Origin of the sequence: Delftia sp. K82, from assembly GCF_002193035.1 — a bacterium.
GTDB lineage: Bacteria > Pseudomonadota > Gammaproteobacteria > Burkholderiales > Burkholderiaceae_C > Comamonas > Comamonas acidovorans.
In genome coordinates this window covers 1,441,320-1,449,594 of record NZ_MYFL01000003.1, presented here as the reverse complement: position 1 = coordinate 1,449,594, position 8,275 = coordinate 1,441,320, and the positions used below count along the sequence as shown (strand labels likewise).

The window sequence follows — 8,275 nt, the reverse complement described above, 5'->3', positions numbered from 1 at the left end:
TGGCTGTTGGCTGTTGGCTGTTGGCTGTTGGCTGTTGGCTGTTGGCTGTTGGCTGTTGGCTGTTGGCTGTTGGCTGTTGGCTGTTGGCTGTCCCCAGCCTCCCCCTTCTGCCCACGCCTGCGTTGGGCGGGATGCGGGGTGGCAGCCCTGCCGAAGGACAGGGCTGCTTCGTCATCTGACTCGCCGTGATGTTTGAGTGAAGCGCGCAGCGCGTAACGAGTTTCACGGCGCACCCCGCATCCCGCCCAACGCAGGTCGCCCGCAGCGAAGCGAAGGGTCGTGGACAGTTTGGGGCGCGCTTCTTTGCTTCCTTTCTTATCGCGCGATAAGAAAGGGAGTCGGCCGCCGGGCCGAAACCCGGCCTCGAAAAACAACCACCCGGCAGGGTCAAAAACCAGGCCCGGACCTAGCCCCAAACTACTCAGCCACCTGCCTCAACGTATCCATCACAGGCCTCCTCAACACCTCCCGCAACGCCCACCACCCCGCCATCCAGGCCAGCAAGGCCCCGGCAACAGCCCCCGCCAGCGGAGCCCACCAGGGCACGGTCCAGTTGAACTCGAACACCCAGCGCGCCAGGGCCCAGCCCACCGCCCCCGCCGCGCAACTGGCCAGGAAGCCCGCCAGCAGACCCACGCCAGCCAGTTCGGCGCGCTGCACCTGCGCCAGCAGCCGGGCCTGGGCACCGACGGCGCGCATGATGGCGTACTCGCGGGCGCGCTCCTCGCGCGTGGCGGTGACGGCGGCGAAGAGCACGACCAGGCCGGCGGCCAGGGTGAAGCCGAAGAGGAATTCCACCGCGCGTATCACCTGGTCCAGCACGCGTTGCACCTGGGCCAGCGTGGTGCTCAGGTCCACGTTGGTGATGTTGGGAAACTCGCGCACCAGGGCGTTGTCGAAGCCCGCCACGTCGGGCGCGCGGTAGGCGGCCAGGTAGCTGACGGCCACGTCGTCCAGGTGGTCCACGGGATAGATCACGAAGAAGTTGGCACGCATCGATCCCCAGTCCACCTTGCGCAGGCTGGTGATGCGCGCCTCGCTGGGCACGCCGCCCACGTCGAAGCCCAGCGTGTCGCCGAGCTTGAGGCCCAGGGTCTCGGCAATGCCGTCCTCCACGCTGATCTCGCCCTTGGCGCCAGGCGTCCAGGTGCCCGCCGTGATCAGGTTGTGTGCGGGCGCCTGCGCCGTGGTGGAGAGGTTGAACTCCCGGTCCACCAGGCGCTTGGCGCGGTCTTCGCTGAAGTCGTCGGGGCTGACCGGCTTGCCGTTGACGGTGACCAGACGCCCCCGGATCATGGGGAACCAGTCATAGGAGGTGACGCCAGCCTTGTCCAGCGCCGCGCGGAAACCGTCGGCCTGCTCGGGCTGCACGTTGATGACGAAGCGGTTGGGCGCGTTGGCCGGAGTGGCCTGGCGCCAGCTGCCGATGAGGTCGGTGCGCAGCAGCACCAGCAGCATGAGCGCCAGCAGCCCCACGGCCAGGCTGCTGATCTGCACCACGGCATAGGCGGGGCGCGCGGCGATCTGGCGCGTGGCCAGCACCAGCCAGCGCGGCGCCGTGCTCTCGTGCACCAGGCGGCGCAGCACCTGCACGGCCAGCCAGCCCAGGGCCGCGAACAGCAGCACGGCCACGGCAAAGCCACCCACGGCGATCAGGCCCAGCTTGATGTCGCGGCTGGCCGCCAGCAGCAAGGCCGCAAAGCCTGCCACGCCCACGGCCAGCACCACCACCGAGGCAGGCTTGAGCGCGCCCAGGTCGCGGCGCATGACGCGCAGCGGCGGCACGCGCGCCAGCTGCAGCACGGGCGGCAGGCCAAAGGCCAGCAGCAGGGTCAGCCCCATGCCCACGCCGAAGGCCGCAGGCCACAGGCCCGGTGCGGGCAAGGCGGTTTCCACCAGCCCGGCCAGCAGCAGCACGAACACATGGTGGATGGCCCAGCCCAGCAGCACGCCCGCGGCGCTGGAGGCCAGTCCGACCAGTACGAACTCCACCGTATAGGCCCCTGCAATGCGCCGCTGGCTCTGGCCCAGCACGCGCAGCATGGCCGAGGCGTCGAGGTGGCTGTTGGCAAATCCGCGCGCAGCCAGGGCCACGGCCACGGCCGACAGCAGCGCCGCCAGCAGGGCGACCAGGCTCAGGAATTTCTCGGCGCGGTCCAGCGTCTGGCGCATCTCGGGGCGGCCGCTGTCCAGCGACTCCACGCGCACGCCATGCACGCCGGGCGCCTTGGCCTGCTGCTCGGCCCAGACGCGGTAGCGCTGCACGGCCGGCTCGGAGCCATCACCCGCGCCGGCCACGGCCAGGCGGTAGGTGATGCGGCTGGCCGGCTGCACCAGGCCTGTGGCGGCAAGGTCGGCGGAGGTGATCATCACGCGCGGCGCAAAGTTCATGAAGCCCGCGCCCCGGTCGGGCTCGATGGAGATGATGCGCGCCACGCGCAGTTGGGCGTCGCCCAGCAGCAGCATGTCCCCCACGCCTATGCCCAGCGACTCCAGCAGCGGCGCATCGACCCAGGCCTCGCCCCGCGCCGGTATCTCGCGCGTGGCCCGGTCGGCCGCGCCGGGCGCATCGGCCACGCGCAGGCTGCCGCGCAGCGGATAGCCTTCGGGCACGCTCTTGAGCGCCACCAGGCGGCTCATGCCGCCTTGCGCGTCGCTGGCGCGCGCCATGGTCGGGAAGCTGGATGTCTCCAAGGCCTGCAGCCCTTCGGCGCGTGCGCGCTCGGCAAAGGCCGGCGCCGTGGGGTTGTCGCCGACCACGACCACGTCGCCGCCCAGCAGCTGGCGTGCATCGCGCTGCAGCCCCGCCTGCAGCCGGTCGGCAAAAAAGCCCACCGAACTGAGCGCGGCCACGGCCAGCATCACGGCGACGATCAACAGGCGCAACTCGCCCGCGCGCAGGTCGCGCCACAGGGTGCGCCAACCCAGGGTCCATGCAGAAGATCCATTCATGCCGCGCAGATTAGCGCAGGCGAAGATGGGCACCCGGACGCCACGGCTATTGGCGCGGCCGTTCAGAACATCAACCGCAGGCCCAGGTCCAGCCCGAGCGCCCCGGCCGGCTGCATGCCGCCCGTGGTCAGGTAGCCGGGCTGGGGCAGGATGGCCGGGTTGCTGACCACCAGCGGCGTCACGCCCATCACGCCCGGGTTGTTGCGCCCGTTGCCCACGCCGATGCGCGACACCGTGGCGTACAGCGCCGTGCGTTTGGACAGCGGGTGCACATAGCCCAGGGCGAGCTTGTTCACCGAGGAATCGCCGTCGGCCAGGCCCTGGCCGTTCCTGAACTGCACACGTGCATAGGAGGCGCGCAGCGCCCCCTGGCCCACGGGGATGTTCACGCCGGCCAGCACGCCCAGGTAGCGGTCGTTGATGGCGGCCATCGTTCCGGCGTCGCGCCGCTCGTTGCGCACGCCGGACCATTCGCCAAACAGCTTGACCGGGCCGAAGTCATAGGAGCCGCCCAGGTTCAGCGAGCGGATCTTTTCCGCGCCGGCGCCCGAGGTGCCCAGAGTGTTCTCGCCATAGCCAAGCGCCACATCGGCCGCCCCCATGGCCCAGCCGATGCGGGCACCCGCGTAGCGCCCCCGCTTCGAGCTGTTCTCGGGAAAGGCGTACATGGCCTGCCCGTAGACGCCGCCCAGGCCCGGCGGCAGGAAGTAGCCGATGGAATTGCCTGCGCGCAGATAGGTGTCCGTGCCCGCCGACAGCCCGCCGCCCAGCAGGCCGCCCGTGGCCAGCGCGCGGGCGATGGCCAGGTTGCTGTTGACCACGGCGATCAGGTTGGTGCCCACGCCGTTGACGGTGAAGGGGTCGAAGGCCCAGTCGTTCAGAAACGAAGGCGTGTGGTCGCGCCCCATGCGCAGCTCGCCCAGGCGCCCGGACAGGCTGATGGTGGCGCGCCGCCCGAAGTTGAGCGCGCCGCCGCCCGTGTCATTGGCCACCGGCGCCTCCAGCCACAGGCCGGCCATGAGGCCGCCGCCCAGGTCCTCGCTGGCGCGTATGCCGATGCGGCTGGCCAGGTTGCCCGAAGGCGACAGCGCCCAGGTGCTTTGCCGCGCCGAGCGCGCGGGGCCCGCGTCCCAGGATTCGCTGCGCACGCTGTAGCGGCTGATGCCGGCGTCCATCACGCCGAACAGCGTGACCGAGGTGGGCGCCTGGGCGGCGGCCGCGCCGGCCACGCAGAAAGCGCACAGGCCGGGGAAGGGAGGGTGAAGACGGGGCATGGAGGTCTCCTGTTCATCGCTCAGGGAATCAGCACCGTCGCGCCCGTGGTGCGGCGCGACTCCAGCACCCGGTGCGCCTGGGCCGCATCGGCCAGCGCAAAGCTCTGCTGGGGCTCGCTGGCGATGCGCCCGGCCAGCACATGGTCGAACAGCTCGCTCGCCATCTCCAGCATGTGGGCGCGCGGCTGGATGTAGTGCACCATCGCGGGCCGCGTCATCCAGATCGATCCCTTGGAGGCCAGCAGCTGGGAGTCCACCACCACCGAGCCCGACGAGGTGCCGTTGCTGATCAGCCGGCCGCGCGGCTGCAGGCAGTCCAGCGAATCCATGAGGGTGTCCTTGCCCACCGAGTCATAGACCACGGGCACGCCCTTGCCGCCCGTGATCTCCATCACGCGAGCGACGGTGTTCTCGCGCGAGGTCACGATGACGTGGGCGCAGCCGTTGGCGCGCGCGGCGGCGGCCTTCTCGTCGGTGCTCACCGTGCCGATCATGGTCACGCCCAGGGCACGCGCCCACTGGCAGGCGATCAGCCCCACGCCGCCGGCCGCCGCGTGGTAGAGGATGGTCTCGCCCCCCTGCAGCGGATGGACCTGGCGGAACAGGTACTGCGCCGTCATGCCCTTCATCATCAGCGTGGCCGCCGTGCGGTCGCTGATGCCGTCGGGCAGCGGGATCAGCACCTCGGCCGGCATCACGCGCACATCGCTGTAGGCGCCCTGCGGGCCCATCAGGTAGCCCACGCGGTCGCCGGGCCGCACTTCGGTCACGCCCTCCCCCACGGCCTCGACCACGCCCACGGCGTCCGAGCCCAGGCCGTTGGGCAGGGCCAGCGGATAGCGGCCCGTGCGGAAATAGATGTCGATGAAGTTGACGGCGATGAAGCTGTGGCGCACGCGCGCCTGGCCGGGTCCCGGCGCGCCGGCCTCGGCATGCTCCAGCCTGAGCACCTCGGGGCCGCCGGTGGTATGAAAGCGTATGGCCTTTGCCATGGAGTCTCCTTGTGTCGCGCCTGGGTGGGGCGCCCTGCATCAGTTGAGCCGGATGTCGAAGTTCCGGACGATCTCGGCATTGCGGTCAAACTCGGCGCGCAGGTCGGTGGACATCTGCTCCAGCGAGCGATCGCCTTCGACGGGCTCGAAGCCCGTGCCCGCATAGCGTTCGCGCACGGCCTTGCGGGCGTTGACCCGGGCCAGCGCGCCGTGGATCTTCTCCAGCAGCGGGCGTGGCGTCTGCGCCGAGGCGAACACGCCGCTCCAGTTGCTGAAATCCACCTCGGGATAGCCCAGCTCGGCCAGCGTGGGCACCTGCGGGTAGTCGGGCAGCCGGCTCTTGTAGGCCACGGCCAGCAGCCTGACCTTGCCGCCCGCGATCAGCGGCTTGGAGGTGACCGATCCGTCGAACATCAGCGGGATCTGGTTGCCCATGACCTGGGCCAGCGCGGGCGCCGAGCCCGGGAAGGCAACATGCTCCATGTCCAGGTGGGCTCTTCTGTTGAGGATGGCGCCCGCGTACTGCGAGGCCGTGCCCTGGCTGTACGAGGCGAACGACAGCGTGCCCGGGTGGGCCTTCACGTAGGCGATGGCCTCGGCCCCGTCGCGCGCGGGAAACTGCGGCGAGGCGATGAACAGCATCACCGAGCGCGCCATCTGCGCCACGGGCCGCACGTCCTTCATGGGGTCGAAGCCGACCTTGAGCACATGGGGCACCTCGGTGAGGATGTTGGTCACCGTCACCAGCAGCGTGCTGCCGTCGGCCGGCTGGGACAGCATGTGCTTGACGGCGATGGCGCCACCGGCACCAGGCCGGTTCTCGACGATGACGGGCTGGCGTATCTCCTGCGCCAGCTGGTCGCTGATGATGCGCGCGAACACATCGATGGTGCCGCCGGGCGGCGCCGGCACGATGAGCCGGACCGGCTTGTCGCCGAAGGCGTGGGCGCCACCGGCCAGCAGCGAGGCGGCCAGGGCGATGGCAGTCCAGGGGGGCATGCGTTGCATCGTGGGCTCCCGGTTCAGGCGGCCTTGCGCAGAAATCCCTGCTGGCCGCCGTTGCGGTTGGGCGCGAAGCCGTTGGCCGCCAGCGTCTCGTCCACGGTGCCGTAGAACTGGCCGATCCGGCAGATCTCCCGCGCCTGTTGCGCCGTGGCGATGGGGCGGCCGAACTCGCCTGCGATGCGCACCAGCTGCTCGATCTGCGCCACCGTGCCCATCTTGGCCGTGCGGCGCTGGTTCCAGAGGTTGTCCTCGGTGCCGCAGCGCACATGCAGGCCCATGGCAATGCCCATCATGTTCACGGGCAGCACGTTGAGCACCGAGCTTTCCACGGTGAGCACGGCGCCGTCGGGCACGGCGCGCACGAAGTTGGCCAGGCTGTAGATGCTGGGCGCGTCCATGCCGCCGCCAATCGCCACCCAGTTCATCACCAGCGGGCCCTTGTAGATGCCGCGGCGCATGAGCCGCTCCACCGACTCGAAGCTGTTGATGTTGTAGCACTGGAAGGCGCTCTGGATGCCGGCGGCCGACAGGCGCCGGATGTGCTCCTCGGCCCAGCCGGGCTGGGCGGGCACGGTCATCTCCCTGTAGGCATTGAAGACGGCCGGGTCCTCCATGGAGGTGCCGCGTATGTCGCGCGCATCGAACTGCTCCAGGAAATTCATCTGCGAGGTATTGATGGTCACCGTGACCTGGTCGGGCACGGGCTCCAGCTCGGCCAGCATGTGGCGCGTGTCGTCGGACAGCCACTTGGCGGCCGCGCCGTCCGTCTCGGGAGCAAAGCTGATCGATCCGCCCACCTGGATGATCATCTCGGGCACACGCGCACGCACGCCGGCGATCAGCTCGTTGAACTTGGACAGGCGCTTGCTGCCTTTGCCATCCAGCTCGCGCACATGCAGGTGCAGCACGGTGGCGCCGGCGTTGTAGCAGTCCACGGCCTTCTGGATCTGCTCGTCCATGGTCACGGCGATCTCGCCGGGAAAGTCCGAGGGCAGCCACGAGGGCGCATAGGGCGCGGCCGTGATGATCAGGGGCTGCTGGTTTTCGGGGAACAGGTGGCCGTCGAGAAAATTCATGGCGTGTCTCCTTGTGTCGTGATCGTGGTTCAGAAGGTCGGCGTGCCGACGATGCCCGCGCGCTCCATCTTTCGGTGGCTGGGCGGGTAGTCCATGGCCGCGTAGTGCTGGGTGGCGCGGTTGTCCCAGATCGCCACGCTGCCCGCCCGCCAGCGCCAGCGCACCTGGTACTCGGGAATGGCAGCCTGGCCGATCAGGTACTGCAGCAGGCCGGAGGCGCCCTGCGTGAAGTCCTGGCCCACGCGCACATTGGCGGGCGTATGGAAATTGGTGAAATGCGTGGTGAAGCCGTTCACGAACAGCACCTTCTCGCCGGTCTCGGGATGGGTGCGGACCACGGGATGCTCGGCATCGGGGTACTGGGCCTTGAGCGCCAGCCGCCTTTCGATGGGCATGGCCGCGCCGAACGTGCATTCGATGCTGTGGCGCGCGCGCAGCGGCGCGATCAGCGCCTTGACGGCGTCCGGCAGGCGTTCGTAGGCCAGCGCCATGTTGGCCCACAGGGTGTCGCCGCCCACGGGCGGGCATTCCACTCAGTGCAGCACGCAGCCCATGGGCGGCGCCTCGCGCCAGGTGGCGTCGCAGTGCCAGGAATTCTCGTAGCGGTCGTTGGGCTGCTCGGGCGTCCTGTAGATGCGCACCAGGCCCGGATGCTCGGGGTCGCTGCCGGCCACCGGATGGTCCTCCAGCTCGCCGAAGCGCCGCGCAAACGCCACGTGCTCGGCGCGCGCCAGGCCCTGGTCGCGCAGGAACAGCACCTTGTGGCGCAGCAGCGCCGCCCGGATCTCCGAGAAAAGCGCGTCGTCGCGCACCGCGTCGGCCAGCCGCACGCCGAGCAATTCGGCGCCGATGGCGCATGTCATGGGCTCTATGCGCATGCCTGTCTCCTGTCATTGTTGTGAAGGCCCGTGGCGGCACGGTCCGCCCGGCGTGGGGCCGGTCTCTGCAATGTAGGAAAACCCGGTTCCGCGGACTA

General features: G+C 69.8%; 5 protein-coding genes and 1 pseudogene. All 6 read right to left on the bottom strand.

Annotation, left to right across the window (positions count from 1 at the left end; all coding sequences use genetic code 11):
- Window positions 1–417: 417 nt before the first annotated feature.
- The 6 genes and pseudogenes from KDK82_RS23410 to KDK82_RS23385 all read right to left on the bottom strand — a co-directional run bounded on the left by KDK82_RS23410 (window position 418) and on the right by KDK82_RS23385 (window position 8,177).
- Window positions 418–2,952 (bottom strand): ABC transporter permease, encoded by a 2,535-nt coding sequence (locus tag KDK82_RS23410; RefSeq protein ID WP_088166315.1) that lies wholly within the window; start codon window positions 2,950–2,952, stop codon window positions 418–420.
- Between the two features lie 62 nt (window positions 2,953–3,014).
- Window positions 3,015–4,226: a porin gene (locus KDK82_RS23405; RefSeq protein ID WP_088166314.1), complete on the bottom strand. Its 1,212-nt coding sequence runs from the start codon at window positions 4,224–4,226 to the stop codon at window positions 3,015–3,017.
- 20 nt (window positions 4,227–4,246) lie between these two features.
- A complete protein-coding gene (locus tag KDK82_RS23400) occupies window positions 4,247–5,218 on the bottom strand; it encodes a quinone oxidoreductase (RefSeq protein WP_088166313.1) in 972 nt (323 codons plus the stop codon).
- Window positions 5,219–5,257: 39 nt separating this feature from the next.
- On the bottom strand, window positions 5,258–6,226 hold the full coding sequence (locus KDK82_RS23395) for a tripartite tricarboxylate transporter substrate binding protein (RefSeq protein ID WP_063327991.1): 969 nt from the start codon (window positions 6,224–6,226) through the stop codon (window positions 5,258–5,260).
- A 14-nt stretch (window positions 6,227–6,240) separates the two neighbouring features.
- Window positions 6,241–7,299 (bottom strand): 3-keto-5-aminohexanoate cleavage protein, encoded by a 1,059-nt coding sequence (locus KDK82_RS23390; protein WP_088166312.1) that lies wholly within the window; start codon window positions 7,297–7,299, stop codon window positions 6,241–6,243.
- A 29-nt stretch (window positions 7,300–7,328) separates the two neighbouring features.
- Window positions 7,329–8,177: pseudogene (locus KDK82_RS23385) on the bottom strand (TauD/TfdA dioxygenase family protein).
- Window positions 8,178–8,275: the final 98 nt, after the last annotated feature.